Raw genomic sequence first — 24,624 nt, 5'->3', positions numbered from 1 at the left:
GCGTTAGCCGTGCTTGCCGCCCTGCATGGCGACCACCACGCCGTTTTCTGCCACGTCCAGCTGCGGGGCTTCACTGAAGCTGTGATACGGCGCCGGCGTCGGCAGCCGCCACTCCAGGGTATTGCCCCCCTCCCACGGCAGCTGGGCAGCCGTTTTGCCATGGCGCAGCGAGTACAGAATGTTCACCAGGAAAATCAGCTGCCCCAGGCCGAACATGAAGGCCCCGACGCTGGCGATCTGGTTGAATTGGGTAAATTGCAGTGCGTAGTCGGGAATGCGCCGTGGCATGCCGGCCAGGCCAAGAAAATGCATGGGAAAGAAGGTGACGTTGAACCACAGCAGCGACCACCAGAAATGCAGCCGCCCCAGGCGCTCGCTATACATCTTGCCGGTCATCTTGGGGAACCAGTAATACACGGCGGAAAACAGGCTGAACAAGGCTCCGGCCACCAGCACGTAATGAAAATGCGCCACCACGTAGTAACTGCCATGCAGTTGCACATCCACCGCAGCCACGCTGAGGGTGACGCCGGACAGCCCGCCAATGGTGAACAGCAGGATGAAACCGATGGCAAACAGCATGGGGGTTTCAAAGCTCATGCTGCCCTCCCACATGGTGGCTATCCAGTTGAATACCTTCACCCCGGTGGGCACGGCAATCAGCATGGTGGCGTACATGAAGAACAGCTGTGCCGTAGCCGGCATGCCGGTGACAAACATGTGGTGCGCCCACACCATGAAGGACAGCACGCCAATCGAGCTGGTGGCATACACCATCGATGTGTAGCCAAACAGCGGCTTGCGGGCAAAGGTGGGAATCACCTGACTGACAATGCCGAAGGCCGGCAAGGCCATGATGTAGACCTCGGGATGGCCGAAAAACCAGAACACATGCTGGTACAGAATGGGATCGCCCCCGCCGGCGGCATTGAAGAAATGCGTGCCGAAGTGGCGGTCGGTCAGCACCATGGTGACCGCGCCGGCCAGCACCGGCATCACCGCGATGATGAGGTAGGCGGTGATCAGGCTGGCCCAGGCAAACATCGGCATCTTCATCATGCCCATGCCGGGCGCACGCAGATTGATGATGGTGACCACGATATTGATGGCCCCCATGATGGAACTGACCCCCAGGATGTGGATGGCAAAAATGGTCAGATCCATGCCCATGCCCAGCTGCACGGACAAGGGCGCATACAGCGTCCAGCCGGCCGCCGCCGCGCCGCCGGGCACCACAAAGGACAGCAGCAGCAAGGCCATGGCCGGTGGCAGCAGCCAGAAGCTCCAGTTGTTCATGCGGGCAAACGCCATGTCCGGCGCGCCTATCATCAGCGGCAGCATCCAGTTGGCCAGGCCGGTAAAGGCCGGCATGATGGCGCCGAACACCATGATCAGCCCATGCAGGGTGGTGAGCTGGTTGAACAGCTCCGGCTGGAAAAACTGCAGGCCGGGACGAAACAGCTCGGCCCGTATGCACAAGGCCAGCACGCCGCCCACCAGAAACATGCAGAAGGCAAACCACAGATAGAGCGAACCGATGTCCTTGTGATTGGTGGCAAACAGCCAGCGCCGCCAGCCATGCGGCCGGTGTGACTGCTGCGGTACAGCTGCAAGACCGGCAATAGCCATGATGCCCTCCTCAGGATGGTGCACCGGCACGGGCGGCCCTGACTTCGGCCGGCTGCACCAGCTGCCCGGTGTGATTGCCCCAGGCATTGCGCTCGTAGCTGATGACCGCCGCGATATCGGTATCGGACAATTGCTTGCCCCAGGCCTGCATGGCGGGGTTTTTCTGGCTGCCATTGAGTACGATATTGATATGGCCGGCCTTGTCGCCGTTGACGACAGGCGAACCATCCAGCGCCGGGAAACTGCCAGGTATGCCCTTGCCGTTCGCCTGATGGCAGGGGATGCAGTTCTGGCCATACACCTTCTCACCGCGCTCGCGCAGCGCGGCCAGCGTCCATACCCGTGCCGGGTCGTCGGCACTGGCCGCCGCCTGTTTCAGCCGCGCATCGCGCCAGTGGGCATAGTCCTGCGGGCTACGCGCATCCACCACGATGGGCATGAAGCCGTGATCCTTGCCGCACAGCTCGGAACACTGGCCACGATAGATGCCGGGCCTGTCCACCATAAACCAGGCATCACGCAGAAAACCGGGAATGGCATCCTGCTTGATGCCCAGCTGCGGCACCCACCAGGAGTGGATGACATCGTTGGCAGTCAGCAGCAGCCGCACCTTGCGCCCGGTGGGCACTACCAGTGGCTCGTCCACCTCCAGCAGATAATTCATCGGTTTGGCCGCAGTACCGGCAATGGCACCAGCCGGCGTGGCCAGATGGCTGATGAAGCCGAAGTTGTCGTCGAGATAGTCGTAGCGCCACTTCCATTGATAGCCGGTGATCTTGATGGTCAGCTCCTCGCCACGCGTGCTTTTCTGGTTCAGCACCGCCTGGGTCGCCGGCCAGGCAATCAGCAGCAGGATCAGCAGCGGGATGACCGTCCAGATGATTTCCACCGTGGTGTTCTCGTGGAATAGCTTGGCCGCGTGGCCGGCCGATTTGCGATGACGCACGATGGCATACAGCATGACGGCCAGCACCAGCAGGAAGATGACGCCGGTGACCAGCAGCAGCATGGTGTGCAGATCGTATTCCAGACGGGCAAGCGAAGTGGCGGGGGCTTGCAGATTGATGGCCGCAACCTGGGCCTGGATGGCTGTGCTGGCGAGCAGGCTGCTGGCAGCGGTACTGCCCGACATATACCGGCAGGACATGGTCCCCCTCTCTGGCCAGCCGGCTGCGACGCTAGCCTTTTCAAGTGCTGACAATAACAATCATCAGCAACTGCTTGAAATCCTAGGCCACTCCCAGATAAAAACAAGAATCTTTCATGATGCGATGCAAAAGGCAGCCATCATTCCATCCGCATGGATTGGTAATTGGAATAAAGGGGCAAATAATGATGGTGGGCCTACAGCCCTTTTGGCGAAGAACCACTCACAACACCTCGCAGAAGACCCGGGCCAAGGCGCGCCGACGCAGACAGTACCAGCAGTACGCCAAGGAAGCGCAACGCCGGAGCGGGGATTTTATCAGTGGCTCTAAAACGTCAGCAGTTCACACGGCAACCCACAGCATGTCCCATGCCAGCCGCGCGCAATACCGCGCCAATCGGCATTTTCTGAACACCCGGTCCGGCCTTGCTGGCCGGACAGGCCAGTATGGTGGAGCATGCCGTCACCGCGCCCGATGGCAGCGTCCTGCTCACCAGCAGCAGCCGGCTACAGCCACGGCATTTTCAGCAGCTGCCACCGCCATTGCTGCGCTCTCCCCTGGAATTCAGCTTGGTTCTGCCCGACTTTGCTGCACACCGCCTGCGCAGAGAAAAAAGCAGCCAGCCGCTTGCCAGTCAGTCACTGCAGCCACTGCTACGGGAAAAAACAGCACACCGGCATGCCTGCCTGGTCATGTTGGAAAACCTGCCCCTCAATCATGCACTCAGTCAGTGCTTGAGCGTGCCAGTCAGGCTGGCGCGTAGGGTAGTTCCAGCAACAAGGGCGCAGCGATGGCCGCTTGCAGGGTGGCCAGATTGTCGGCATAGGCCAGTTGCTGCGGCACCACCCGGTTGGCCACCCAGCCGGCCAGCTGCAAGCCGGATGCCTGAATGGCACGCGCCGTCAGCAAGGCATGGTTGATGCAACCCAGCCGCATGCCCACCACTAGAATCACCGGCAATTGCAGCGCCCGCGCCATGTCCTCCATATACAGGCCCTCGGCCAGCGGGGCCAGCCAGCCACCGGCGGCCTCCACCAGTATGGTATCGGCCTGAGACGCCAGTTGCTGGTAATGGCTGACGATGGTGTCCAGCGCAATCTCTACTCCGGCCTGGCGCGCGGCAATATGCGGCGAGATCGGTGGCAAAAAGCGATAGGGGTTCATCAGGTCGAGATCCTGCTGGCCGGTCACCGCGACCAGCCGTGCCACATCATCGTTCAGCCAGCTACCGTCGGCCTGCACCTCGCAGCCGGAGGCCACCGGTTTCATCGCCAATACGCGCTGGCCCTGTGCCTGCCAATGGCGCAGCAGGGCGACGGCGGAGTGGGTTTTGCCGATTTCGGTATCGGTGCCGGTAATGAAAAAGCCTTGAGCCATGGTGAATGTGCCTTGCATCAATGAAGCAGGCTGGATGATAGCGCGGGAAAGGGAAATGCGGGAAACCGGGGGCCAGCCCGCCAGCGCAGCGACGCCGACCTCCTGGGTCGGCGATCTGCCACGCTGGCCTTGTGAGCCTGGGCTGTATGGATGCGGCCTTGTGAGCCTTGGGTTTCAATATCGGAGTGGACTGAAACCGGTTTGCCAGAGCTTGCCCGTGGCTGCCTTGCCGCCTGCCGGGAACGGGATGGGAAAATCCGGCAGACGGTAAATCAGCACGGGACAGGCCCGGCAGGTATTGCTAATCAGACATTGCCTTGCGCCTTGACGCGTTCCTGACGGTTGCTCAGCTTGTTGAGCGCCGACAGGTAAGCCTTGGCACTGGCGACAATCACATCGGTATCCGCGCCCTGGCCATTCACCACGCGGCCATCCTTGGCCAGCCGTACGGTGACTTCGCCCTGCGACTCGGTCCCCTTGGTAATGGCGTTGACCGAATACAATTCCAGTTCGGCCTGGCTGTTGACCGTGCTTTCGATGGCCTTGAACGCAGCATCCACCGGGCCGGAGCCGCTGGATTCGCAGCGTTTTTCCACACCATGCTCAACAAACACGATGGCGGCCTGCGGTGCTTCGCCGGTTTCGGTATTCACCTTGAGCGACACGAACTTGTAGTCTTCCTGCAAGGTCGCCACCAGTTCGTCCGACACCAGCGCGTGCAGGTCTTCGTCGAAGATTTCACGCTTGCGGTCGGCCAGATCCTTGAAGCGGGCAAAGGCAGCGTTGAGCGCTTCTTCGCTGTCCAGCACGATGCCCAGATCGGTCAGTTTGGTCTTGAAGGCATTGCGACCGGACAATTTGCCCAGCGTCAGGCGGTTGGCACTCCAGCCCACGCTCTCTGCCGACATGATTTCGTAGGTTTCGCGATGCTTGAGCACGCCATCCTGATGAATGCCGGATTCGTGGGCAAAGGCGTTGGCACCGACAATGGCCTTGTTCGGCTGCACCGGATAGCCGGTCACCGTGGACACCAGCTTGGAAGCCGGCACGATCTGGGTGGCATCGACGCGGGTTTCCACCGCAAAAATGTCCTTGCGGGTACGCACTGCCATGACGATTTCTTCCAGCGCGGCATTACCGGCACGTTCGCCCAGGCCATTGATGGTGCATTCCACCTGGCGAGCACCGCCCAAGACCGCGGCCAGGCTGTTGGCCACGGCCATGCCCAGATCGTTGTGGCAATGCGCCGACCAGATCACCTTGTCGCCGCCTTCGGTCTTGCTGATCAATTCGCGGAAGAAAGCCTCGGTAACACGCGGTACGGCATAGCCCACGGTATCCGGCACGTTGAGGGTGGTGGCACCGGCCTTGATCACTTCGCCAAAAATGCGGGCGAGGAAATCGATATCCGAACGCAGGGCGTCTTCGGCAGAAAACTCGACGTCATCGGTATATTCACGCGCCAGCTTCACCGCTTTCACCGCAGCATCCACCACCTCGTCCGGCGTCATGCGCAGCTTCTTTTCCATATGGATGGGACTGGTGGCGATAAAGGTATGGATGCGGCCACGGGCGGCAGGCTTGATGGCTTCGCCAGCAGCACGCACATCGCGCTCGTTGGCGCGAGCCAGGCTACAGACGGTGGAATCCTTGATCACCTCGGCAATGGCGTGAATGGCATCTGCATCGCCCGGGCTGGCGGCGGCAAAGCCGGCCTCGATCACATCAACACCCAGACGTTCCAGCTGGCGGGCGATGCGGATCTTTTCTTCCTTGGTCATGGAAGCGCCCGGCGACTGTTCGCCATCACGCAAGGTGGTATCAAAAATATAAAGACGATCGCCCATGTCGAATGTTCTCCCTTGTCCCTGTGCTGCTGTCCCGGCTGCGTTCAGGTAATCGTTGAAATCGAATCTCTTGCCCTGGCTTGCCGCCAGTTGCGCCAACTTGTTCAACTGCGCCAGCGGTAGGCTGCCGCGTTCTCTCCATTTGTAGATTGCTGCACGGCTGACCGGCTCATCGGGAAAAATCCGGCTCAGACCTTCAGCCACCGCTCCGGGGCCGCCCAGGTCGTCAATGAGTCGTTCAATGTCCAATTGCATGTTGTGCTCCTGCAGCAAGTTTTGATTCAATGTAGCGATTAGACGACATAACGTCAAACGTGCAATGCAACATCCGCAAAAAATGCCGCATAACGTGTGTCAAATTTGCAATTATTAGACACTAAGTCTAATCAACCCATAAAAACAGGCTTGGCGCTGCATCAAAAAGCCATCACGCTCGCGCCATTTCCAATTAGTCCGCAGACAATATCAGACAAATATGTCCAATAAACTGTAAACACCAAGAAAAAGCCCCGCAGCTACCGGGGCAGGAGCGGGGCTTTTCCATGGCAAGGGCGATCAGGGTGAGACAAGCTCCGCCGGCTTGCGTCGCAGCAGATTCCAGCCAGCCAGCACATAGCCGGACAGGGCATAGCAGACAAAGAAGCCGAACAGCACCAGCGGCGGCTCTGACATCAACAACAGCAAACCCACCACCAGCGCCAGCAGCATGACAAACGGCACCCGGCGACGCAGATGGATTTCCTTGAAGCTCCAGAACTTCACATTGGTCACCATGGTGATGCCAGCAAACGCAGTAAAGCCCAGCAACACCCATTTCAAGCCAGGCAAGCGGGTATAGCCGTAGGCATGACAGATCCACACCAGCCCGGCCACCAGCGCTGCCGCCGCCGGACTGGGCAGGCCGGTAAACCAGCGCTTGTCGGTGCTGCCTATCATGGTATTGAAGCGTGCCAGCCGCAGCGCAGCGCCAGCACAATGGATAAAGGCGACCATCCAACCCAGCTTGCCCATGTCTTTCAGCAGCCACTCATAGGCCACCAGCGCAGGCGCCACGCCAAAGCTCACCATGTCCGACAGGCTGTCAAACTCGGCACCAAAGGCACTCTGGCTATGCGTCAGCCGCGCCACCCGGCCATCCATGCCATCCAGAATCATGGCCAGGAAAATGGCAACGGCTGCATTCTCGAAATTCTGGTTCATCGCCTGGACGATGGCGTAGAAGCCGGCAAACAGGGCGGCCAGCGTGAAAGAGTTGGGCAGCAGGTAAATACCTTGCCGCCGCAGGGACGGCTTACCCGGAACGGGGTCATGGATCATGGTGTTATCCGTAAACGAAGCTATCGGTACGGCGCTGAGCACATACCGGCGCGGGCCGGCAGTCAGTACGTCGACGATCTAGACAAAGGGCGCATGCGCGCAGAGCCGGTGATTTTAATCCAAGCCGGCCCCGGCAGCAAAAGCACCGGCCCGGTCACACGCGTGACCGCTACGCAACAATGAAAAAAGCCGGGGTTCCCCGGCTTTGGCACACTGACCGACTTCGAAATCAGTTCTTGGACTGGTCGACCAGTTTGTTCTTGGCAATCCAGGGCATCATGGCACGCAGTTCGGCACCAACCTTTTCGATCGGATGATCGGCGGTCAGGCGACGGCGGGCAGTCATGCTCGGATAGTTGGTCTTGCCTTCCAGGATGAACATCTTGGCGTATTCGCCAGACTGGATGCGGTACAGCGCCTTCTTCATGGCTTCCTTGGTGGCGGAGGTCACCACTTCCGGGCCGGTCACGTACTCGCCATACTCCGCGTTATTGGAGATGGAGTAGTTCATGTTGGCGATGCCGCCTTCGTACATCAGGTCGACGATCAGCTTCAGTTCGTGCAGGCATTCGAAGTAAGCCATTTCCGGAGCATAGCCTGCTTCGGTCAGGGTTTCGAAGCCGGCCTTCACCAGTTCCACCGCGCCACCACACAGTACAGCCTGTTCGCCGAACAGGTCGGTTTCGGTTTCTTCGCGGAAGTTGGTTTCGATCACGCCACCCTTGGTGCCGCCGTTGGCAGCAGCGTAGGACAGGGCCACGTCACGGGCTTTGCCGGACTTGTCCTGATATACGGCGATCAGGGTCGGCACGCCGCCACCCTTCACATACTCGGAACGCACGGTGTGACCCGGGCCTTTCGGAGCCACCATGATCACGTCCAGGTCTTCACGCGGAACGATCTGGTTGTAATGCACGTTGAAGCCGTGAGCGAAAGCCAGCGCAGCGCCCTTCTTGATGTTCGGGGCGATTTCCTTGTGGTACACGTCCGGCTGCGATTCGTCCGGCAGCAGAATCATCACGACATCGGCCTTCTTCACTGCCTCGGCCACTTCCTTCACCTTGTGGCCAGCAGCTTCGGCCTTGCTCCAGGACGCGCCGTCCTTGCGCAGACCCACGATCACATCAACGCCAGATTCTTTCAGGTTCTGGGCGTGAGCATGGCCTTGTGAGCCGTAGCCGATGATGGCGACTTTCTTACCCTTGATGATGGAAAGATCCGCGTCCTTGTCGTAATACACTTTCATTTGCTTTGTCCCTTGTTATCCGGGCGGCCACCGCTGTGGCCCGCCGTCAGATGTATAGATATATCAGATTTTCAGAACCCGTTCACCACGGCCAATGCCGGATGCGCCAGTACGGACCGTTTCCAGGATCACTGCGCGGTCGATGGCCTCGATAAAAGCCCCCAGCTTGTCGCTCGTACCAGTCAGCTCGATGGTGTATGTCTTTTCCGTAACATCAATGATGCGACCGCGGAAAATATCCGCCATGCGCTTCATTTCCTCCCGGTCTTTACCGGTAGCGCGCACCTTGATCAGCATCATCTCGCGTTCGATGTGCTCGGATTCATTGAGGTCTATCACCTTGACCACCTCGATCAGCTTGTTGAGCTGCTTGGTGATCTGCTCGATGACTTCGTCGGAACCATGCGTGACGATCGTCATCCGTGACAGTGTCGGATCCTCGGTAGTCGACACCGTCAGTGAGTCAATATTGTAAGCCCGGGCAGAAAACAGCCCTACCACGCGGGACAGTGCGCCCGCTTCGTTTTCCAGCAAAATCGAAAGAATATGTCTCATACCGTCCGCCTCAGCACATATTGCCGTAGTCACGGTTGTTCTCGAAGGGGACCTGCTGGACGTCGCGCATGTGCGGCGGCAAATCCATCTGGTCCAGACCCTTGCCGTTCTGGATCATCGGGAACACGTTCTCGGATTGATCGGTACGGAAGTCCAGGAATACCAGACGTTCCTTCAGGGCGGGGCCAAAGGCCTCGCGCAGTACCGGCTCGACATCGGACGGGTTTTCGATCTTGAAGCCAACATGGCCATAGGCCTCTGCCACCTTCACGAAATCCGGCAGTGCATCCATGTAGGACTCGGAATACCGGGTGCCGTAGAAGAATTCCTGCCACTGACGCACCATGCCCAGATAGCGGTTGTTGAGCGCCACGATCTTGACCGGTGTGTGGTACTGCTTGCAGGTGGACAGCTCCTGGATATTCATCTGGATGGAGCCTTCGCCGGTAATACAGGCGACGGTGGCATCCGGATTGGCCAGTTGCGCGCCCATGGCTGCAGGCAAACCGAAGCCCATGGTACCCAAGCCGCCGGAATTCAGCCACTGCTTCGGGCTGTCGAACTTGTAATACTGCGCCGCCCACATCTGATGCTGTCCCACATCGGATGCGACGATGGCCTTGCCACCGGTGATTTCATACAGCTTTTCCACCACGTACTGCGGCTTGATCAGCTCGGTGGACGGGGTGTACAGCAGGCTGTTGTGGCCACGCCATTCTTCGATCTGTTTCCACCAGTTTGCCAGATACTGTGCATCCGGTTTCTGCCCGGACTGCTGCAGGATGTCCAGCATTTCGCGCAGCACGTGCTTGACGTCGCCGACGATGGGCACGTCTACCTTCACGCGCTTGGAAATGGAAGACGGGTCCACATCGATATGGATGATCTTCTTCGGCTGCGACAGGAAATGCGCGGGGACGCTGATGACACGGTCGTCAAAACGTGCACCCACGGCAATCAGCACATCACAGTACTGCATGGCCATATTGGCCTCGTACGTACCGTGCATACCCAGCATGCCGAGGAACTGCGGGTCGGAGCCCGGATAGGCACCCAGGCCCATCAGGGTGTTGGTACACGGCAGGCCCAGCGACTTGACCAGCTCGGTCACCTCGGCTGCGGCATTGCCCTGTACGGCACCGCCGCCTACGTAGATGTAAGGACGCTTGGCTTCCAGCAGAAGGTTGATGGCCTTCTTGATCTGTCCCGGATGGCCGCGTGTGGCAGGCACATAGGAACGGATGTGCACGCTTTCCGGGTAATGGAATTCGGCACGTTGCTGGGTAATGTCCTTGGGAATATCCACCACCACCGGGCCGGGGCGGCCACTCTTGGCGATGTAGAATGCTTTCTTGATGGTGTCAGCGATATCGTTGACATCCTTCACCAGGAAGTTGTGCTTCACGCACGGGCGGGTGATCCCCACCATGTCCACTTCCTGAAAGGCGTCCAGACCAATGGCCGGCGTGGCCACCTGACCGGAAATCACCACCATGGGAATCGAATCCATATAGGCGGTGGCAATGCCGGTAACGGCATTGGTGGCACCGGGACCCGAGGTCACCAGTGCTACGCCAGTCTTGTCGCTGGAGCGTGAGTACGCATCAGCCGCATGCACTGCGGCCTGCTCGTGGCGCACCAGTACGTGCTTGAACTTGTCCTGCCGGAAGATGGCATCATATATTTCCAGAACCGCGCCGCCGGGGTAGCCGAACAGAAATTCGACTCCTTCTTCCTGCAGGCAACGGACTAGGATTTCCGCGCCCGATATCTGCATCTTGTGCCTCTTTGTCTTGTCTTGCAGTCAATCTTGGCAATTGACTTGTGTTTCATCCCGTTGTGATGGAAGACCTTAGCTTATCCCTCAAATGGCGGTCAAGTGCTTTTGTGCAGGTGCAAAAACACGCTAAGCCACGGTAAAAACAGGGAAATCCGCGGGGTGGCCTTGCCTGCCCGGCTCTGCTACTATCTTTCGTTGGCATCAACCCGAATCTCCCCTACACATGGCAAGCCGCAAGGAAATGGCCGACTTTCTGCAGTCGGCGGAACGACGCGCCTTCAAGCAAGCCCTGTACGCCGTGCGCAATGACGAAAACGCACTGGACATCGTGCAAGACTCCATGATGAAGCTGGCAGACCGCTACGCCCATGCACCGGCGGCGGAATTGCCACTGATTTTCCAGCGCATCCTGCAAAACACCATTCGCGATCACTTCCGCCGTGCCAAGGTGCGCCAGTTCTTTGGCACCCTGCTGTCATCGCTGCTGCCCACCCGCGCAGAGGACGAAAACGCCGATCCGCTGGAAATACTGAACATCGCGGCGGACGAGGCCAGCAGCAATCCGGAAAAATGGTATGCCCGCAAAGAAGTCGCCCAACTGATCGACGGCGCGGTGCAACTGCTGCCCAATCGTCAACGGGAAGCTTTCCTGCTGCGTTACTGGGAGGGACTGGATGTCGCCGAAACCGCACGGGTGATGGGCTGCTCGGAAGGCAGCGTCAAGACGCACTGTTCACGTGCCACCCACACGCTGGCGGCCATCCTGCAGCAAAAAGGAGTGGTGCTATGACCCCCTCGAAACAAGGTTCCGGCATCCCAGCCGGCAGCGACGACAAGCTCCAGCACAGTGTGACCACCATACTGGACCAACCGGGCAATCAGCTCAGTACCGCCCAGCAGCAACGCCTGCGCCAGGCCCGGGAACAGGCACTGGTCCGTTTTGATGCACGTATCGGCGAAGCGCCGCGCCTGCGCGAACGGCTGTCGCTCTGGCTGCAGCGCCATACCCAGGGCTTGCGCCGCAGCGTGCTGGCCCTGAGTTTTGCCATGATGGCCGGCACTGGCCTGTGGGTAATGGAGGGGCTGCTGGTAGAGGAAGAAGCAGTCGATGCGGCCATCCTGGCCCACGAGCTGCCCTTGGAAATGCTGATGGACCCGCACTTCTCGGGGAGCCTGCATGACTAAACCACAGCGTTTATTACCCTTGCTGCTGACTGGCTGGCTGCTGGCCATGCCGGTGCTGGCCAGCCCGCTGAACAATCCACGCTGGGATCAGCTAGATACCGAGCAACAAACCGTCATGGCGCCACTGGCCGCCGAATGGGACCGTTATGCTCCGGAGAAAAAGAAAAACCTGCTGGCCATCGTGCCGGAATATCGCAGCCTGGACCCTGCCGGCCGCTTGCGTCTGCAAAGCAAGCTGAAAAGCTGGTCTGATCTGACGCTGGAGCAACGCCAGCAAATCCGCCAAAACTGGAAAACGCTGCAAGGGCTGCCCGCTACCGAGCGGGAAAAAGCCATCCAGCGCCTGAAACAAAGCCAGCCCAAGCCACAGGCTTCCGGCTGAGCATCACCCTGCCGTCATCATCATGAGCCCAACCTTCACCGCGGCCAGCATTGGCCGCCGCCTATGCAGCCAGCTTTACGAATTGCTGCTGATTGCCGCCCTGCTGCTTACCGTTTCCGCCGTCATGACCGGTCTGCAAGCTTGGCTGGGGCAGTCGCTACTGCTGGACCTGCTCACCCAGCTGGCACTCGCCGGCTCCTTGTTTGGCTATTTCGGCAGCAGCTGGGTCAAATCGGGCCAGACAGTGGCCATGAAGGCCTGGCGGGTGAAGATAGTGCGACAGGATGACGGGCAGCTGATGGATTGGCGTCAGGCCGGTTTCCGCTATATCGTCGGCCTGCTGCTGTTTGTCGGCATGCCCGCCATTTCCTATCTGGCTTGGTCGCGCAATCTGGGGCATGGCCGTGAGGCGCTGCTGATTTCGCTGGCCTGGTGCATCCTGCCGTATCTGGCGGCCTGCTACGACAAGGAGCGGCTGTTTCTGCACGACCGCCTGGCGCGTACCCGCCAGATCACCCTGCCCAAGCCGCCCCATCCCGGCAAGGGCCGCCCACGGCAGGCCAGCTGAGTCAGCGCGTGCAGGCAGCGACAGCGTCGTCGCCGAGCCGGCGCGGCTGACCTTGGCAAAATATCTTCAATAGAAGATATTTCATCCAAAAGTCATGGTACTCTTTGCGCCCGGAACGGAAAGCCTGGCCCCTCCCTTACCTGGAAGCACGCAGAATGCATCAACAGCCCGATCAGATCGACCGCATCGTCGCCCTCTGGAATGAAGTACGTCCCGACCTGAACCCCTCGTCCACTCAGGTTATCGGTCGTATTGTACGGATGGAATATTTCATTACCCGCCGGGTACTGCAGGATCTGGCCCGCTACAGCCTCAACGTCGGCGAATTCGACGTGCTGGCTGCGCTGCGCCGCCGTGGCGAGCCCTATCAGTTGTCGCCCAACCAGTTGCAAGGCATGGTGCTGATTTCCTCCGGCGCGCTGACCAACCGCATCAACCGTCTGGAAGAGGCCGGCCTGGTCACCCGCTCACCCGACCCGGAAGACCGCCGCGGCGTGATTGTGACACTGAGCGCCAAGGGCTTTGCCGTGATCGAAGAAGCCGTGGTCAACCATCTGGCGGCCGAAGCCGAGCTGATGGAAAATCTGGACGACGCCGAGAAGGTGCAATTGGCCGGACTGCTGAAAAAGCTGTTGCAGACCCAGGAAGACTGAAGCGGCCAAGCAGCCGGCCACGCTGCCGCCAGACGCAAAAAAGCCGCATTACTGCGGCTTTTTTCATTTACAGCCCGATGATCAGCAGCAGGTTCGCGCCACAGATCAGTACGAACAACAACCAGCCCACCAGCTGTAGCCATGGAGCCAGGGCAAACTCCCCCATCAGCTGACGACTAGCCGTCATGCGCAGCAGCGGCCACATGGCCAAGGGCAATTGCAGGCTGAGCACCACCTGACTCCACACCAGCATGCGCCCCACCGCGCCCTCTCCCAACAGCAGCACACCCAGCAGGGCCGGCAGCAAAGCCAGCCCACGGGTAATCAGCCGTCGCTGGTAGCAGGGAATCTTGATTTGCAGGAAGCCATCCATGATCACCTGCCCCGCTACAGTGCCGGTGAGCGTGGAACTTTGCCCCGCCGCCAGCAAAGCCAGGCCAAACAGCAGCGCCGCTGCCCCACCGGCCAGCGGCGTGATCAGCTGATAAGCCTGTTCGATATCATCCACCACCGGTTGGCCAACAGCATGAAAAGCCGAGCCAGCCAGCACCAGGATGGCCCCGTTCACCAGCATGGCCAGCAGCAGCGACAGCACGGTATCGACGCGGCATAGCGCCAGCGTATCGCGCAGAGCATGCTTTCCGCCCTCCACCCGCCGGGTCTGCACGATGGAAGAATGCAGATACAGATTGTGCGGCATGATGGTGGCCCCGACGATGCCCAGACCCAGCACCACCGCCTGATGCAGATCAGCACCAGGACTGGAAGGCAGCAGGCCACGCGCCACCGCCTGCCAATCCGGCCCCACCATGAAGACCTGTATGGCAAAACACAGCGCGATGGTGGCAATCAGGCCCAGCACGACCGCTTCGATCTGGCGGAAGCCCTTGCCCTTCATGCCCAGCACGATCAGGGTATCGAAAGCCGTCAGCCCCACCCCCCAGGCCAGCGGCACGCCAAACAGCAGCTTGAAGGCCAGCGCGCAGCCCAGCACCTCGGCCACATCGCAGGCGATGATGGACAGCTCGGCACTGAGCCACTGCAACAGGCGTCCGGCCGGGCCATAGCGCTCGCGACTGGCTTGTGCCAGGTCCATGCCGGTGACCAGGCCCAGCCGTGCCGCCATCAGCTGCAGCACGATGGCCACCACACTGGATAGCGCCACCACCCACAGCAAGCCATAGCCAAAACGCGAGCCGGCCTCGATATCCGTGGCCCAGTTGCCCGGATCCATATAGCCGACAGCCACCAGCAGGCCGGGGCCAGCAAAGCGGCGCAGTCGCTGCCACCATGCGGCATGGGCGTCGATGCGGATACTGCCTTGAACTTCGGAGGGGCAAAACGGAGCGGTAGCGGTACGCGGGAGGGAAAACATGCAACATCCTCAAACAGAAAGGCCGAAAATGCGCGCCGGACGCAGTGGTATCTACTGGCCTAAAGGCAAATTGACACCAGCCATTTTCACCGATTCAACTGGCGTCCATGCCCAGTTTTTCTTCCAGGCACCAATCACCAGATTGGGATATTCCGGCCGGCCCAGACTACCGTTGTAGCGGCCAAGGGCGCGGTAGAGGCTGCCGCGTTCGATATCCAGGTAATGGCGCAGGATGGTGCAGCCATAGCGCAGATTGAGCGTGAGTTCGAACAGATTGTGCTGCGGGTTACCGATCTGCCTGACCCAGAAGGGCATCACCTGCATCAGGCCGCGGGCACCAACCGGTGAAATGGCGTATTTGTTAAAGCCGCTTTCCACCTGGATCAGTCCCAGTACCAGCTGCGGGTCCAGCCCGGCGCGGGTGGCTTCGTACTGAATGGTGGTGAGCAGGCGTTCGCGCATCCAGCTGTCGGGAATGCGCTTTTGCAGCCGGCGCGACATCTCGGCCAGCCAGGCCTGGCCTTCCTGCGGCGTATCGAACACCAGCCGTGGTGCATTGATGTCGGCGATGGTGCGGCTCATGGCCGAAGCCACATTGGCCGCCAGCGCCTCCTCGCGCTGCGCACCCGCCCACGCTGGCGACAAGGCCAGCAGGGAAGACAGGGCACACAGCGACAGGAGGATTTTCATCAGGCTAGCTTGGCAAGCAGATGTTCCAGAATAGCATCTGCTGCAACCGGCGTTGCCGCGGCATCGCGACGCTGCTGGTACTCGACCTTGCCTTCTTTCAGGCCACGGTCGCCGATGGTGACGCGATGCGGTGCGCCGATCAGTTCCCAGTCGGCAAACATCGCGCCCGGACGCTCGCCACGGTCGTCGATGATCACATCCACACCCTTGGCCAGCAGTGCGGCATACAGATTGTCGGCAGCAGCTTTGACTTCGGCCGAACGGTCGTAGCCCACCGGGCAGATCACCACATTGAACGGTGCCAGGCTATCCGGCCAGATGATGCCCTTGTCGTCGTGGTTCTGTTCGATGGCCGCGCCCAGGATACGGGTCACACCAATACCGTAGCAGCCCATTTCGAAAGGTTTCGGCTTGCCGTCTTCATCGAGGAAGGTGGCATTCATGGCGGCAGAATACTTGGTGCCCAGGTAGAACACATGGCCCACTTCGATACCACGCTGGATGGCCAGCACGCCCTTGCCGTCCGGGCTGGGGTCACCAGCCACCACATTACGGATATCGGCGACTTCCGGCTCGGCGCAGTCGCGGCCGAAGTTGGCACCGGTATAGTGCTGGTCGTCTTCGTTGGCACCGATGACAAAGTCGGCCATCTTGGCCACGGTGCGATCGGCAATCATGCGGCCCTTGAAGCCTACCGGGCCAAGCGAACCCGGATTGGCGCCGAATGCTTCGCGGATCAATGCCGGGCTGGCCATGGTCAGCGGTTTCTTGATGCCGGCGATTTTCTCGGCCTTCACTTCGTTCAGTTCGTGGTCGCCACGCACCAGCAGCAGTACCGCCTCGCCTTCCGCGCCTTCCACCACCAGCGCCTTGACCGTGCTCTTGATGTCGATGCTCAGGAATGCCACCAGATCAGCAATGGTCTTGACCTTGGGCGTGTGTACTTTGGTGAGTTCGGCAGCGGCAGCCGGGCGCTCGCCAGCCGGGGCCACGGCTTCGGCCAGTTCGATATTGGCGGCGTAATCGGAATCCGGGCAGTAGATGATGGCGTCTTCGCCGGTATCGGCAATCACCTGGAATTCGTGCGAACGGTCACCGCCGATGGCACCGGTATCGGCAGCCACGGCGCGGTAGGTCAGGCCCAGGCGGTCGAAGATGCGGCAGTAGGTGTTGTACATGTTTTCGTAGCTGAGGCCGGCGGCTTCCGCGCTACGGTCGAAGGAGTAGGCATCCTTCATGGTGAATTCGCGGCCACGCATCACGCCAAAACGCGGACGGCGCTCGTCGCGGAACTTGGTCTGGATCTGGTAGAAGTTACGTGGCAGGGCGCGGTAGCTGCGCAGCTCGCTGCGCGCGATGTCGGTAATCACTTCTTCCGCAGTAGGCTGCAGGGCGAAGTCGCGCTCGTGGCGGTCCTTGAAACGCAGCATTTCCTCGCCCATGGTGTCCCAGCGGCCGGATTCCTGCCACAGGCCAGCCGGCTGCACGACCGGCAGCGACACTTCAATGGCACCGGCGCGGTTCATTTCTTCACGCACGATGTTTTCCACCTTGCGCACCACGCGCAGGCCCATCGGCATCCAGGAGTAAATGCCGGCGGCAAGCTTGCGGATAAAACCGGCACGAATCATCAACTTCTGGCTGGTGATGTCGGCGTCGGCGGGAGCTTCTTTCAGGGTGGAAATGAAAAACTGCGATGCGCGCATGATGCGTCCTTGGTATTCGGCTAAATGGGGATGATTGTAGCGTTTTGCAGCCTTGGCGGGAAAGCATCCTGTCCTGCGCCGCATGCTGTCAGGGTAGCAGCGGGAATTCCATGCTGCTTTGTCGTTTTCCCCCTACATGGCACAAGGTAAAAATGGCAGGAACACAGCATTAGCTTGGCGCTGCCCCGACTCAGTAGTAACCTTCGCGCTCACAGGCCATTCCCGTTTCTTGCACCGCAACATGGACGCAAGTGGAATGGCATTGCATGCTTAACTACACAAAGAACTCACACTCACATCATGCAGGCTCACAATAAACAAGCCATGACCGGCCTGACGCTGGCTGCGCTGGGCGTGGTGTACGGAGATATCGGCACCAGCCCGCTCTATACGCTGCGCGAATGTTTTACCGGGCATGGTCTTGCCACGACCCCTGACAATATCTTCGGCATCCTGTCGCTGATCTTCTGGTCGCTGATCTTCGTGGTCTCCATCAAATACGTTGTGTTTGTACTGCGCGCCGACAACCACGGCGAAGGCGGCATCATGGCGCTGATGGCGCTGGCACGACACTACGTCACCCATGCCGCGCGCTGGAAAGTGGTGCTGCTGGGCCTGTTTGGTGCCTCGCTGTTCTATGGCGACGCCATCATCACCCCGGCCATGTCGGTGCTGTCCGCGGCAGAAGGCCTGGAAGTGCTCAGCCCCAGCATGCAGCCCTATGTCTTGCCCATCGCCATTACCGTGCTGGTGGGACTGTTCGCCCTGCAACGCTTTGGCACGGCCAGCGTGGGCATGCTGTTTGGCCCGGTGATGCTGGTGTGGTTTTCCATCCTGGGTGTGCTGGGCGTGCTGCAGATTGTGCAGGCACCGGGCATTCTGGCGGCCGTCAATCCCTGGTATGCCTATAACTTTGTGGCTCACCATGGCGTGGGTGCCTACCTGACGCTGGGCTCGGTGGTGCTGGCACTGACTGGTGCCGAAGCGCTGTACGCTGATATGGGCCACTTTGGCAAAACGCCGATTCGCCGCGCCTGGTATGGCCTGGTGCTACCGGCACTGGTGCTGAACTATTTCGGCCAGGGCGCGCTGTTGATGCTCAAACCGGAAACCATCAAGAACCCCTTCTTCCTGCTGGCGCCGCAATGGGCGCTGCTGCCGCTGATCATCCTGGCCACCCTGGCCACCGTGATTGCCTCGCAGGCGGTGATTTCCGGTGCCTACTCGCTCACCCGCCAGGCTATCCAGCTGGGCTACAGCCCGCGCATGGAAATCTCCCACACCTCGGAAAACGAAATCGGCCAGATCTATCTGCCCTTCGTCAACTGGGCCTTGCTGGTGGCCGTGCTGGTGGTGGTGCTGATTTTCCAGAGCTCGGACAACCTGGCCTCGGCTTACGGCATTGCCGTGACCGGCACCATGCTGATCACCACCTTGCTGTTCTTCGTGGTGGCACGCGTCAACTGGCGCTGGCCGCTGCCGCTGGCACTGGGCATTACCATTTTCTTCGGCATCATCGATACGGCCTTCTTTACTGCCAACCTGCTCAAGCTGTTCTCCGGCGGCTGGCTGCCGCTGGTGCTGGGCATGGTGATTTTCCTGTTGATGACCACCTGGAAACAGGGCCGCAAACTGCTGTTTGACCGTCTGCGTGAACAGGCTCTGCCGCTGGACAGCTTTATCGAGAACCTGGAAGCCTTCCCGCCCACCCGCGTACAGGGCACGGCGGTATTCCTGACCAGCACCCTGCACGGCGTGCCGCATGCGCTGTTGCATAATCTGAAGCACAACAAGGTGCTGCATGACCGTGTCGTGCTGATGACCATCCGCACCGAGGATGTGCCTTACATCAGCAATGAATCGCGACTGGAAGTGGTACAGCTGTCACCGTCATTCTGGCGCGTGGTGGCCCGCTACGGCTTCAAGGAAGACCCGAGCGTGCTCAATGTACTGGAGCTGTGCGAAGCGGATGGCCTGGCCTTCGAGCTGATGGATACTTCATTCTTCCTGTCGCGCGAAACCATCATTTCCACCGAACGTCCGGGCATGGCGCGCTGGCGCGAGCGGCTGTTTGTGTGGATGAGCAAGAACGCATTGCGCGCCACCGACTTCTTCCAGATTCCGACCAACCGCGTGGTGGAGCTCGGCGCGCAAGTCGAACTGTAGTCAAGCAACTACATCAAAAGGCAGGCTTTTCAGCCTGCCTTTTTTATTTGCCATGCCAAATTCATGCAATGTAATCGATTACAAACCGCCTGCCAGCACAGTGAAATTTCATACAATACAGATACTTAAATTGAAAACAACCGTAATTAACATCTACTGATCCGCCTATTGCAACAAAAATGGCCGACGCAAAACAGCCGGCCACATGATGCAAAACGGATGAAATTTTACTATGTAGTGCCGGCACTACGCCGGCAGGTCGATTTCCCCCCTCACCCTGGCCCAGTCAAAGTAAGGACCGGGATCGGTTTTACGCCCCGGGGCGATGTCCTCATGCCCGGTCATGCCGCGCAAGGGCAGCTGAGCACGCAATTCGCGCAGCAGCGCCAGCAACATCTGGTACTGCGCATCAGCAAAGGGCTCGAAATCGCAGCCCTCCAGCTCGATACCTATCGAAAAGTCATTACAACGCTCGCGCCCCTGCCAGCTGGACACGCCGGCATGCCAGGCACGCTGATGCACGGAAACAAACTGCAGCAGCTGCCCGCTGCGGCGGATAAAGAAATGCGCGGAGACGCGCAACTGATGAATGCTGGCAAAGTAAGGATCTTCTGCCGGGTCCAGCGTATTGGTAAACAGCTGGGCCACCGCCTGACCACCATAGCGATAAGGTGGCAGGCTGATATTGTGAATGACCAGCAACTCGGCCGCCCCGCCCTCGCGGGCATCGCAATTGGGTGAAGGAATCTGTCGCGCCTCGCGCACCCAGCCATTGCCATCCAGATGCAGTACCGGCTGCACACGGCCGGCCCGATAGACCATGCGCCACAGCACCAGGCCATCCGGCACCTTCCAGCGCTGCTCCAGCACAAAACCCGCCTTGTGATACAGCGCCACCGCCGCGGTGTTGACCTCGGCGGTATCCACGCTGACCTCGTCGGCATCTGCCAGCAAATGATTCAGCAAGCGATAAGCCCAGCCAGCGCCAAAGCAGGCCGGATCAACCACCGTGCGCTCGATATGCCAGCCGCCCTGCTGACGTTTGCTTGCCACCAGCACACCGCGCAGCACGGCCCCCTCAAACGCACCCAGCACACGGTCACGGCAGGCCATCACGGCGGCGAGGTCAGGCCACATCAGCGGTAACTGGGGATAATCCAGCCACGCGCACTCCACCTGATGCGCCAGTAGCTGGATACGCAGGGCCTCGGCCGCCAGCTGCGGGTCGTCCAGTCGTATTGACTTGATTTCAAAGGGAATGTCCATCACTACCTTTCTCGTCGGTCTTTGCCGCCGCAACATCGCCACCCAGCACCCACCACCGTATTTCACTGGGCAACCCACCCTGCTCGGGCGCACAATGGCCTATTGTGCCAGCAGCACTGGCCACTGCGTACCGAGTGCCGCGCATTTGAGCAGAATCATGGTTTTTTGCATTGCAGCACGGCACACTCGACACATTCACCCAGCTTGAGGCCACCCACCATGCTTACCCTGAATGATATCGGCAATACCAGCAGCGCCAGCTTCGAACAACCCCTGGACATGCTGCTGGCTTGCCATGACAAGATCCGCCGCTTCTGCGACCAGTTGGACAAGCTGCCCGGCTACATCGCGGAACATGGCGTGAACGAGGCGGTAAAAAACACCATAGACAGCGTCATCCGCTATTTCGATGTGGCCGGCCCGGCCCACCATATCGACGAAGAAGAGGAACTGTTCCCCATCCTGCTGGAACGGGTGCCAACGGCAGCAGCCCGCATCGAGCAACTGGAAGCCGAACACGGCTACCTGCATTCTTGCTGGAATGCCATCCGTGACGACCTGCGCGCCTTGCGCAATGGTGATATCGACAGCATCAGCGAAAATGCCGTGGCCGAGTTCGTACGTCAGTACCGTGAGCACGCTGCCTCGGAAGAGGCATGGTTGATTCCCACGGCAGCTGCCACGCTGAATACGGATGAGCTGCGCAATGCTGGCCTACGCATGGCCCAGCGTCGCCAGCAAGCCTGCTGAACGCGCCCCACCCCGGACGTGAACCATAAAAAAGGATGCCATCTGGCATCCTTTTTTGTTTGGCAGCCTGCCGCAAGCCTCAGGCAGTCAGTTGCAGCAGCGCGGCAAAAGCATCTTCAAACAATTTGAGGCCATCCTGCTGCAGCTTGTCGCCCACGGCCACCAGATCGATATCCGCTTCCGCCACATCCAGCAGCGTGGCTTGGGCCTGCTGCGCATCCTGCGGCAAGGTCAGTGCGGCAACGCCGTGATCGCGGAAGGCCGCCAGCGTGCCATCCGGCACGGTATTGACGGTTTCATCGCCAATCAGGCTTTCCACATACAGCACGTCGGAGTAAGCGGCATTCTTGGTACCGGTAGAGGCCCACAACAGGAACTGCGGCCAGGCGCCAGCGGCCTTGAGCGCAGCAAACTCGCAGCCATGGAAGCGCTGCTGATAGCGGGCATAGGCCACCTTGGACAGGGCAATGGCGGCCTTGCCTTGCAATGCTGGCGGCAATTGCGGGTCCAGCAGGCTGTCGACACGCGACAGGAAGAAGCTGGCCACGGCCTTGATGCCGGCCACCGGCTTGCCGGCAGCATGGCGGGCGGTCAGGCCATCGATATAGGCATCCCATACCGCTTCCACCTGCGGCAGGCTGAACAGCAGGGTGATGTTGACGTTGATGCCTTCGGCGGTCAGCGTCTGGAAGGCGCGGATACCTGCTGCGGTAGCCGGGATCTTGATCATGGCGTTGGGGCGGCCAATCTCGCCCCACAAGCGGCGTGCTGCGGCCAGCGTGCCGGCTTCGTCGTGCGACAGTGCCGGGGAGACTTCCAGGCTGACATAGCCATCATTGCCCTGGCTGCTACGGTACTGTTCCAGCAACAGGTCGCATGCGGCCTGGATGTCCGGCACCACCAGCGCCTCGTAACGCTGCTCTGCCGTCAGTGCGGTATTGCTTTTCAGCTGCGCCAGATCGCCCTGGTAGCTGGCATCGCTGCTGATGGCCTTGTAGAAAATGGCCGGATTGGAAGTCACGCCGGCAATGCCGTCTTCTTGCAGCAGAGTGGCCAGTTGGCCGGAAGCCAGCAGCTCACGGGACAGATTATCCAGCCAGATACGCTGGCCGAACGGGCGAATGGATTGCAGACGATTCATGGTGTGGTCCGGGAACAGGGTAGTTTGCATTATGGAGGAATATCCTAGCGCGCCAGCGCAGGCAGGCCAAGCCCCAAACGCAGCGATTTTCCGCTAACTTGCATGGAAATCACTGACTAAAACGTCATCAACAAATGGTTTGAGGAAAGAAACGAAATCCAGATGGGCTGGATGGTGCAGATAGCCATCGCGGGCGGCCGCATCGGCAAAGCTTAACAGCCAGCCGTGAGTAAAACCCTGCTGCAAGCCTTCCGGGCTGCAATCCGGCCCGCCGGCAAAAGACTGGATGCCGGCAATGCGTGCTGGCAAGGCGGCAAAGCGCTGGCTGATTTCGGCAATATCGGACGGCGTAGTCGCCGCAGTAAAACGCAACAACACCACATGATGCAGCATGTCGGCTCCTTGCCAGAGGGGACTTGCCATCCTACCCGCCGTAGGGCGGGCTGGCGAGTACTGGCCGGCCTACTAGACCCAGCCCTGCCGACGGTGGCCTGCGCTGTGTGCAGGCCAGTCGGCGCGCCAATCAGGCGCTGTGGGAGCCGCTTTCCGGCTCGGCCGAACGTTCGCGCTGGAAAATCACGCTGAAAGTACTGCCCTTGTCCGGTTCGCTCTTGATATCCAGCCTGGCGTTATGGCGGGCAATCACATGCTTGACGATAGCCAAGCCGAGGCCGGTGCCGCCATTGCCGCGGGAACGGCCACGGTCCACCCGGTAAAAGCGTTCGGTCAGCCGCGGGATATGCTCGCGCGGAATACCGATGCCGCTGTCCTTGACGGAAAATCGCAGGCGTTCGCCTTCGGCCTTCCACGACAGGGTGATGGCGCCACCTTCCGGGGTGTAGCGCACGGCATTGGACACCAGATTGCCAAAAGCCGAATGCAATTCCTGCGCACTGCCCCACAGCCACTGGCTGCAATCCTTTTCCAGCTTGATCTGGTGCCGTCCCTGTGACAGCCCTTCGGCCTCTACCATCAGGGTATCCAGCATCAGTTGCATGTTGACCTTTTCCGCTGCCACCGCCTTGGGGCTGTTTTCCAGCCGCGACAGGGTCAGCAGATCTTCCACCAGGCTTTGCATGCGCCGCGATTGCTCCATCATCATCGGCAGGAAATGGCTGAGCGTGGCCTGATCCACTTCTTCCATGTCGGCCAGCGTCTCCAGAAAGCCGCCCACCACGGTGAGCGGCGTGCGCAGTTCATGCGAGACATTGGCGACAAAGTCGCGATGCACGGTCTGCACCCGCTCCAGCGAGGTGATGTCGCGGCTGAGCAGCAGCTTGCGCGTGGAATCGAAGGGGACCAGCTGTACCGAAATCACCAGCTCGCGTGGCTGGACAAACTGCAACACCAGCGGCTGACTGAAGCTGGCATTTTTCATGTAAGCATGGAAACTGGGCTGGCGGATGAGGTTAAGAATCTGGTTACCCACATCCTGCTTGCGGTCCAGATTCAGGTGCTCCATCGCCATCGGGTTGATCCACTCGATGCGGTCATGCTCGTCCAGCACCACCACACCGTCTGGCATGGCTTCGCCGGCATTGATGAAACGCTCCAGCACATTGGTCAGCTTGCGCTTGCTCTGCATCTGGGTACGCATGGTGCGGTACAGCGTCATGAACACCGTATGCCAGGCCCCGAAGCCATCGGGAACCCGCTCGGCGGTGGGATGGTCGAGCCAGCGCAGCAGCAGGGCAATGTGATAGAGATGAAAGCCCAGCCAGGCCAACAGGCTGAGGCCGGCAGCGATCAGGCCTTCAATCGGGCCGGAGAAGGCCCAGAAGCCCAGGCCGATGAAGAGGATGACAATCAGCCAAACCAGGGTACGCTGCAGGAATTCTCGCAA

Annotated in this window: 22 protein-coding genes and 1 pseudogene; 7 read left to right on the top strand and 16 right to left on the bottom strand. The window is 60.0% G+C overall.

Features of this window, described 5'->3' with window-relative positions; all coding sequences use genetic code 11:
* Nucleotides 1-3 precede the first annotated feature (3 nt).
* The 8 genes from ctaD to ilvB all read right to left on the bottom strand — a co-directional run bounded on the left by ctaD (nucleotide 4) and on the right by ilvB (nucleotide 10,896).
* Entirely contained in the window at nucleotides 4-1,629 is a 1,626-nt protein-coding gene (ctaD, locus tag DBR44_RS11105; RefSeq protein WP_124644120.1) for a cytochrome c oxidase subunit I, read from the bottom strand.
* A 10-nt stretch (nucleotides 1,630-1,639) separates the two neighbouring features.
* Nucleotides 1,640-2,776 (bottom strand): cytochrome c oxidase subunit II, encoded by a 1,137-nt coding sequence (coxB, locus tag DBR44_RS11100; protein WP_233578496.1) that lies wholly within the window; start codon nucleotides 2,774-2,776, stop codon nucleotides 1,640-1,642.
* A 748-nt stretch (nucleotides 2,777-3,524) separates the two neighbouring features.
* The gene (gene bioD / locus DBR44_RS11095) at nucleotides 3,525-4,154 is read right to left on the bottom strand and encodes a dethiobiotin synthase (protein ID WP_124644119.1); all 630 of its coding nucleotides are present in this window, start codon (nucleotides 4,152-4,154) and stop codon (nucleotides 3,525-3,527) included.
* Nucleotides 4,155-4,459: 305 nt separating this feature from the next.
* Nucleotides 4,460-6,256: a 2-isopropylmalate synthase gene (locus DBR44_RS11090; RefSeq protein ID WP_124644118.1), complete on the bottom strand. Its 1,797-nt coding sequence runs from the start codon at nucleotides 6,254-6,256 to the stop codon at nucleotides 4,460-4,462.
* 300 nt (nucleotides 6,257-6,556) lie between these two features.
* Nucleotides 6,557-7,318: a CDP-diacylglycerol--serine O-phosphatidyltransferase gene (gene pssA / locus DBR44_RS11085; RefSeq protein ID WP_124644117.1), complete on the bottom strand. Its 762-nt coding sequence runs from the start codon at nucleotides 7,316-7,318 to the stop codon at nucleotides 6,557-6,559.
* 229 nt (nucleotides 7,319-7,547) lie between these two features.
* Entirely contained in the window at nucleotides 7,548-8,564 is a 1,017-nt protein-coding gene (gene ilvC / locus DBR44_RS11080) for a ketol-acid reductoisomerase (protein ID WP_124644116.1), read from the bottom strand.
* 63 nt (nucleotides 8,565-8,627) lie between these two features.
* Nucleotides 8,628-9,119, bottom strand: a complete 492-nt coding sequence (ilvN, locus tag DBR44_RS11075) for an acetolactate synthase small subunit (protein WP_059284698.1) — start codon at nucleotides 9,117-9,119, stop codon at nucleotides 8,628-8,630.
* Between the two features lie 10 nt (nucleotides 9,120-9,129).
* Nucleotides 9,130-10,896, bottom strand: coding sequence for a biosynthetic-type acetolactate synthase large subunit (gene ilvB / locus DBR44_RS11070; protein WP_124644115.1), 1,767 nt, complete (start codon nucleotides 10,894-10,896; stop codon nucleotides 9,130-9,132).
* A 226-nt stretch (nucleotides 10,897-11,122) separates the two neighbouring features.
* Here ilvB and DBR44_RS11065 point away from each other — a divergent pair, with 226 nt between their 5' ends.
* From DBR44_RS11065 to DBR44_RS11045, 5 genes are all read left to right on the top strand, one after another.
* Entirely contained in the window at nucleotides 11,123-11,689 is a 567-nt protein-coding gene (locus DBR44_RS11065) for an RNA polymerase sigma factor (RefSeq protein WP_124644114.1), read from the top strand.
* Nucleotides 11,686-12,084: a DUF3619 family protein gene (locus DBR44_RS11060; RefSeq protein WP_124644113.1), complete on the top strand. Its 399-nt coding sequence runs from the start codon at nucleotides 11,686-11,688 to the stop codon at nucleotides 12,082-12,084. The genes DBR44_RS11065 and DBR44_RS11060 overlap by 4 nt, the downstream gene beginning before the upstream one ends.
* Nucleotides 12,077-12,466 carry a DUF3106 domain-containing protein gene (locus DBR44_RS11055; RefSeq protein WP_124644112.1) on the top strand — a complete coding sequence of 130 codons (390 nt, stop codon included), beginning with the start codon at nucleotides 12,077-12,079 and terminating at the stop codon, nucleotides 12,464-12,466. Before DBR44_RS11060 ends, DBR44_RS11055 begins: the two co-directional genes overlap by 8 nt.
* Before the next feature lie 22 nt (nucleotides 12,467-12,488).
* Complete coding sequence (locus DBR44_RS11050; protein ID WP_124644111.1) at nucleotides 12,489-13,034, top strand: RDD family protein; 546 nt, start codon at nucleotides 12,489-12,491, stop codon at nucleotides 13,032-13,034.
* Between the two features lie 155 nt (nucleotides 13,035-13,189).
* The gene (locus DBR44_RS11045) at nucleotides 13,190-13,687 is read left to right on the top strand and encodes a MarR family winged helix-turn-helix transcriptional regulator (RefSeq protein WP_124644110.1); all 498 of its coding nucleotides are present in this window, start codon (nucleotides 13,190-13,192) and stop codon (nucleotides 13,685-13,687) included.
* A gap of 67 nt (nucleotides 13,688-13,754) precedes the next feature.
* Here the strand turns inward: DBR44_RS11045 and DBR44_RS11040 are convergent, their stop codons facing one another.
* The 3 genes from DBR44_RS11040 to DBR44_RS11030 are packed head-to-tail and all read right to left on the bottom strand — an operon-like array spanning nucleotide 13,755 to nucleotide 17,458.
* On the bottom strand, nucleotides 13,755-15,062 hold the full coding sequence (locus DBR44_RS11040) for an Nramp family divalent metal transporter (RefSeq protein WP_124644109.1): 1,308 nt from the start codon (nucleotides 15,060-15,062) through the stop codon (nucleotides 13,755-13,757).
* 51 nt (nucleotides 15,063-15,113) lie between these two features.
* Nucleotides 15,114-15,752: a lytic transglycosylase domain-containing protein gene (locus DBR44_RS11035; RefSeq protein WP_124644108.1), complete on the bottom strand. Its 639-nt coding sequence runs from the start codon at nucleotides 15,750-15,752 to the stop codon at nucleotides 15,114-15,116.
* Nucleotides 15,752-17,458, bottom strand: a complete 1,707-nt coding sequence (locus DBR44_RS11030; RefSeq protein ID WP_124644107.1) for a proline--tRNA ligase — start codon at nucleotides 17,456-17,458, stop codon at nucleotides 15,752-15,754. Before DBR44_RS11030 ends, DBR44_RS11035 begins: the two co-directional genes overlap by 1 nt.
* 300 nt (nucleotides 17,459-17,758) lie before the next feature.
* Between DBR44_RS11030 and kup the strand changes: the two genes are divergently transcribed.
* Nucleotides 17,759-19,624, top strand: coding sequence for a low affinity potassium transporter Kup (kup, locus tag DBR44_RS11025; protein WP_124644106.1), 1,866 nt, complete (start codon nucleotides 17,759-17,761; stop codon nucleotides 19,622-19,624).
* A gap of 246 nt (nucleotides 19,625-19,870) precedes the next feature.
* Here kup and ampD read toward each other — a convergent pair whose 3' ends face one another.
* A complete protein-coding gene (gene ampD / locus DBR44_RS19785; RefSeq protein ID WP_233578505.1) occupies nucleotides 19,871-20,446 on the bottom strand; it encodes a 1,6-anhydro-N-acetylmuramyl-L-alanine amidase AmpD in 576 nt (191 codons plus the stop codon).
* 3 nt (nucleotides 20,447-20,449) lie between these two features.
* Nucleotides 20,450-20,737, bottom strand: a pseudogene (locus tag DBR44_RS19780) (GNAT family N-acetyltransferase); the annotation flags it as partial.
* A gap of 372 nt (nucleotides 20,738-21,109) precedes the next feature.
* Here DBR44_RS19780 and DBR44_RS11015 point away from each other — a divergent pair.
* Nucleotides 21,110-21,640, top strand: a complete 531-nt coding sequence (locus tag DBR44_RS11015; protein WP_124644104.1) for a hemerythrin domain-containing protein — start codon at nucleotides 21,110-21,112, stop codon at nucleotides 21,638-21,640.
* A 79-nt stretch (nucleotides 21,641-21,719) separates the two neighbouring features.
* Here the strand turns inward: DBR44_RS11015 and tal are convergent, their stop codons facing one another.
* The 3 genes from tal to phoR form a co-directional block, all read right to left on the bottom strand.
* A complete protein-coding gene (gene tal, locus DBR44_RS11010; RefSeq protein WP_124644155.1) occupies nucleotides 21,720-22,781 on the bottom strand; it encodes a transaldolase in 1,062 nt (353 codons plus the stop codon).
* 93 nt (nucleotides 22,782-22,874) lie between these two features.
* Nucleotides 22,875-23,174, bottom strand: coding sequence for a Dabb family protein (locus tag DBR44_RS11005; RefSeq protein WP_158613600.1), 300 nt, complete (start codon nucleotides 23,172-23,174; stop codon nucleotides 22,875-22,877).
* A 130-nt stretch (nucleotides 23,175-23,304) separates the two neighbouring features.
* On the bottom strand, nucleotides 23,305-24,624 hold the full coding sequence (phoR, locus tag DBR44_RS11000; RefSeq protein WP_124644102.1) for a phosphate regulon sensor histidine kinase PhoR: 1,320 nt from the start codon (nucleotides 24,622-24,624) through the stop codon (nucleotides 23,305-23,307).

Source organism: Aquitalea sp. FJL05 (assembly GCF_003852595.1).
GTDB lineage: Bacteria > Pseudomonadota > Gammaproteobacteria > Burkholderiales > Chromobacteriaceae > Aquitalea > Aquitalea aquatilis.
The sequence above is the reverse complement of the archived record's forward strand: the minus strand, read 5'-3'. Positions and strand labels throughout refer to the sequence as shown.

Excerpts from the sequence above, each read along its gene's own strand:
- ctaD (WP_124644120.1), bottom strand. The coding sequence starts at position 1,629 with ATGGCTATTGCCGGTCTTGCAGCTGTACCGCAGCAGTCACACCGGCCG.
- coxB (WP_233578496.1), bottom strand. The coding sequence starts at position 2,776 with ATGTCCTGCCGGTATATGTCGGGCAGTACCGCTGCCAGCAGCCTGCTC.
- bioD (WP_124644119.1), bottom strand. The coding sequence starts at position 4,154 with ATGGCTCAAGGCTTTTTCATTACCGGCACCGATACCGAAATCGGCAAA.
- DBR44_RS11090 (WP_124644118.1), bottom strand. The coding sequence starts at position 6,256 with ATGCAATTGGACATTGAACGACTCATTGACGACCTGGGCGGCCCCGGA.
- pssA (WP_124644117.1), bottom strand. The coding sequence starts at position 7,318 with ATGATCCATGACCCCGTTCCGGGTAAGCCGTCCCTGCGGCGGCAAGGT.
- ilvC (WP_124644116.1), bottom strand. The coding sequence starts at position 8,564 with ATGAAAGTGTATTACGACAAGGACGCGGATCTTTCCATCATCAAGGGT.
- ilvN (WP_059284698.1), bottom strand. The coding sequence starts at position 9,119 with ATGAGACATATTCTTTCGATTTTGCTGGAAAACGAAGCGGGCGCACTG.
- ilvB (WP_124644115.1), bottom strand. The coding sequence starts at position 10,896 with ATGCAGATATCGGGCGCGGAAATCCTAGTCCGTTGCCTGCAGGAAGAA.
- DBR44_RS11065 (WP_124644114.1), top strand. The coding sequence starts at position 11,123 with ATGGCAAGCCGCAAGGAAATGGCCGACTTTCTGCAGTCGGCGGAACGA.
- DBR44_RS11060 (WP_124644113.1), top strand. The coding sequence starts at position 11,686 with ATGACCCCCTCGAAACAAGGTTCCGGCATCCCAGCCGGCAGCGACGAC.
- DBR44_RS11055 (WP_124644112.1), top strand. The coding sequence starts at position 12,077 with ATGACTAAACCACAGCGTTTATTACCCTTGCTGCTGACTGGCTGGCTG.
- DBR44_RS11050 (WP_124644111.1), top strand. The coding sequence starts at position 12,489 with ATGAGCCCAACCTTCACCGCGGCCAGCATTGGCCGCCGCCTATGCAGC.
- DBR44_RS11045 (WP_124644110.1), top strand. The coding sequence starts at position 13,190 with ATGCATCAACAGCCCGATCAGATCGACCGCATCGTCGCCCTCTGGAAT.
- DBR44_RS11040 (WP_124644109.1), bottom strand. The coding sequence starts at position 15,062 with ATGTTTTCCCTCCCGCGTACCGCTACCGCTCCGTTTTGCCCCTCCGAA.
- DBR44_RS11035 (WP_124644108.1), bottom strand. The coding sequence starts at position 15,752 with ATGAAAATCCTCCTGTCGCTGTGTGCCCTGTCTTCCCTGCTGGCCTTG.
- DBR44_RS11030 (WP_124644107.1), bottom strand. The coding sequence starts at position 17,458 with ATGCGCGCATCGCAGTTTTTCATTTCCACCCTGAAAGAAGCTCCCGCC.
- kup (WP_124644106.1), top strand. The coding sequence starts at position 17,759 with ATGCAGGCTCACAATAAACAAGCCATGACCGGCCTGACGCTGGCTGCG.
- ampD (WP_233578505.1), bottom strand. The coding sequence starts at position 20,446 with ATGGTCTATCGGGCCGGCCGTGTGCAGCCGGTACTGCATCTGGATGGC.
- DBR44_RS11015 (WP_124644104.1), top strand. The coding sequence starts at position 21,110 with ATGCTTACCCTGAATGATATCGGCAATACCAGCAGCGCCAGCTTCGAA.
- tal (WP_124644155.1), bottom strand. The coding sequence starts at position 22,781 with ATGAATCGTCTGCAATCCATTCGCCCGTTCGGCCAGCGTATCTGGCTG.
- DBR44_RS11005 (WP_158613600.1), bottom strand. The coding sequence starts at position 23,174 with ATGCTGCATCATGTGGTGTTGTTGCGTTTTACTGCGGCGACTACGCCG.